We start from the raw sequence: 2,931 nt of genomic DNA, 5'->3' as shown, positions 1-2,931 counted from the left end.
TTTGTGCCATTTTTCTTTATACTGTCACTTAGGCAGGCTGGACACTTGATTTCTAGAGTTATTCGCATTTCTCTATTTTATCAAAATCCAACCTGCTTTTTTTCAGCATACTTTTTGAAACACCACCAGATTCGGATGTTATAAATAAAGAAAAACAACTTTCGATTAACCAAAATATTTTGAAAATTTTTAATGTTGTAAATTTTTTAGTTGGGTTGATGTCCAATATGGAGAACTCTCAAGCTAAAATTGAAAGGCTAAACTATAATTTCTATCTAATTTTAAACATGATGGAAAAAAGTTTTAAAGGTTTTCTTTCTGAAGTTTTACCTATAATTTCTCAATATTTTAATCATCTTATTGAGTTCGATCATACGGCTAAGACCATTAAAGAATTCAATACTTATGCAAAAGCCCAAAATGTACATGTCATAGCAGTCTGTAAGGATCTTGAAGTTAATGTTTCAAAAAAGATAGTTAAAGCTTTAACAAGGTATTTAGATGAGTACAGGATCGCAGTTGAGGATATCTGTTATCGCCACAACGTAAGAATTAAAAGGACGGATGAGATTGAGAATATAGACGATTTGGACGTTGATCCGCAGACATATCATAATCCACCTTTGGTCACCGAGAGCCAGTTTGATTACTCAGATGACAAAGATAACATTGATGATGAAGTCGATGAAGATAAGACTTCTAAGCAGTATGATTATAATCTAAATGAAGATACGCGTAGACTAGCACCATTTGTCTCAAATCAAAGATTGAATCGTCATATAGATAGAACTCAGCAACCAACGGTGAGTAATATTTACTATTTGGACATACCCTTATTAAAAATTGTAAACCAGATTTTACTTGACCAACTTCATGAAAACAAAGATATCATGGAATCTGCAAAAGCAGCTTGTTGCTTGATGTCAATCTTTACCGGGCAGAGTGCCGTTATATTTCAAGATATCGACCAATTGCTAAAAACTAAGCAATTAAAACGTAGCTCCAATCGTGCCTATTATTTGTGGATCGTTGATGCAAATGTAAATAAAAATTTGAAAGGTCAAATTGCTAAAAAAGACAATAAATATAACGAGCATACAACTTGGGCATTTCAAATTCCTGCTATGTGGATTAATAGAATTAGAGAGGCTAACCTTTCCAATCTAACGAATACAGATTTCGAAAAGTCTTTATCAGAATGGTTTTATCATCGTCGTATAGGCCCGATATCAGTTAATTCAATTGCTTTACAACTTTCCTTTCATTTGAACCGTATATGTAAAGATGATCTTACGAAAAATTTCTTAATCGGTAGACAGGTTTCACATCAACCTGATCTAGCGTATGGGGGATTTTCTTATAAACAGTTAAATGAGGTATATGAGCAGTATATATATCTATGGTTTCAAAATAAAAACGAGGTAAATGTTTTAGATCGTCCGCAATTTATTCAAGTAGAAGAGCAAGCCCGCGTAGGAAGTCAGCGTGTATGGTCATTTGATAAAGCGAAAAAATTCTTAAATACATTAAACTCGAAAGTTGTCCAAGTTTTAAAAGAAGAACAAGACATTGCTGAAAAATTTAATGCTTTCAGTGTTTGGATCTGGTTTTGTTGTTTATTGTCTTCAGGCGCACGTCCTGCTATAGGTGCATCTAGTATCAGAGAAAACTTTGATTTTATTACTAATATTGCATATATCCATGATAAGAGCAGTAGATCTCGTCCACATGGTCGTTATTCACCTCTGATCGAATTCGTTGTTAATGAGTTACAGCATTATGATGAATTTATCAAAAACATTAATGCCTTAGAACTAGCTAATACAGCAGATCATATCTATTACCTTTCTTATTGGAAGAAAGGTTCAGAATTCATGAGCTTCACATTGGAGCCACTTACACAAAAGCATATAGCATCTTATTTATCAGAAAACTTTCCTGAAATTGATGAGTTATATCCCAATTGGACGCGCCATTTTGTAAGGAATTTTTTAGAATTGCCCGATGCGATTTTTAAGAGTTGGTATGCGCACGATCAACAAAATGAGATCGGATTTTCAAAATATTCATCTTTACAGCCCTACACCTACATGATTGAAATTCAAGATGCAGTAAATCAGCTGTTTAAAAGACTGGGATTAAAATCAGTGGTGAGCCAATCATGAAAGATGAAGAGTTACAAAAAATTCGAACTAAGCTAGAGTCTTCGACGAATGTTTTATTTGAAAAAATCTCAGAATTTCTTATCCATGAGATCACGGAATCTTGTGAAAAAAAGAAACTTGATGATCTTATTCAAAACGAAATGTATTTGAATCGAGCTAAAGTAGAGAAATACTTTCGCAATAGGAAAATCTCAAAAAAAGATTTGGAAGAATTAAGGGGATTTTGGTCTGAATTATGTGTGAAAAAAAAGCAAGAAATAGAGTCACAAATACCGTGGTTAAAGGATCAATATGAAATTAAGCTTATTCAAAGAGTGTATTCAGCCCTAGTTATTAAAGATATCGAAGCAACGCAAATTAAATTGCTTAGAGGGCAAAGGTTACATGAGTTTAAGCTCAAGTTGCATTTCTTTTGGGAAGCTGAATTACCGAAAAGGCTTAAAACTGATGTTTTTAATGCTGATTTTACGGATGAGCAAAAGGAATTACTTCTTCGACAATTTTTAATGGCACTAATTATTGATTGTGGGTGTAGTCATAAAGGGCTTTGTTGCACAAAGATTTGAAATGCAAAGCGCCCCTAATTGAGCCAAATTTAAGGCGTAACTTGGGTAAGTGGTCGACCTAATTCCGTAAATCTGTTAAGGACTGCTACACGTGCATGGATCTCATTCACTTGGCTATCAAAACTCCTTGCACTGAGTTTATCTCCTAATAATTTGATGCAATGCATCTTAGTTTCAACCAAACTTCGCCGATGATAGCC

2 protein-coding genes and 1 pseudogene are annotated in these 2,931 nt (G+C 33.8%); 2 read left to right on the top strand and 1 reads right to left on the bottom strand.

Annotation, left to right across the window (positions count from 1 at the left end):
- Positions 1-227: 227 nt before the first annotated feature.
- Positions 228-2,165: a hypothetical protein gene (locus FTU42_RS14635; RefSeq protein ID WP_180083710.1), complete on the top strand. Its 1,938-nt coding sequence runs from the start codon at positions 228-230 to the stop codon at positions 2,163-2,165.
- On the top strand, positions 2,162-2,731 hold the full coding sequence (locus FTU42_RS14630) for a hypothetical protein (RefSeq protein ID WP_180083707.1): 570 nt from the start codon (positions 2,162-2,164) through the stop codon (positions 2,729-2,731). Before FTU42_RS14635 ends, FTU42_RS14630 begins: the two co-directional genes overlap by 4 nt.
- 29 nt (positions 2,732-2,760) lie before the next feature.
- Here the strand turns inward: FTU42_RS14630 and FTU42_RS14625 are convergent.
- A pseudogene (locus tag FTU42_RS14625) lies at positions 2,761-2,931 on the bottom strand (IS5/IS1182 family transposase); the annotation flags it as partial.

Source organism: Acinetobacter sp. YH12102 (genome assembly GCF_013419125.1).
Lineage (GTDB): Bacteria > Pseudomonadota > Gammaproteobacteria > Pseudomonadales > Moraxellaceae > Acinetobacter > Acinetobacter pseudolwoffii.
The sequence above is the reverse complement of the archived record's forward strand: the minus strand, read 5'-3'. Positions and strand labels throughout refer to the sequence as shown.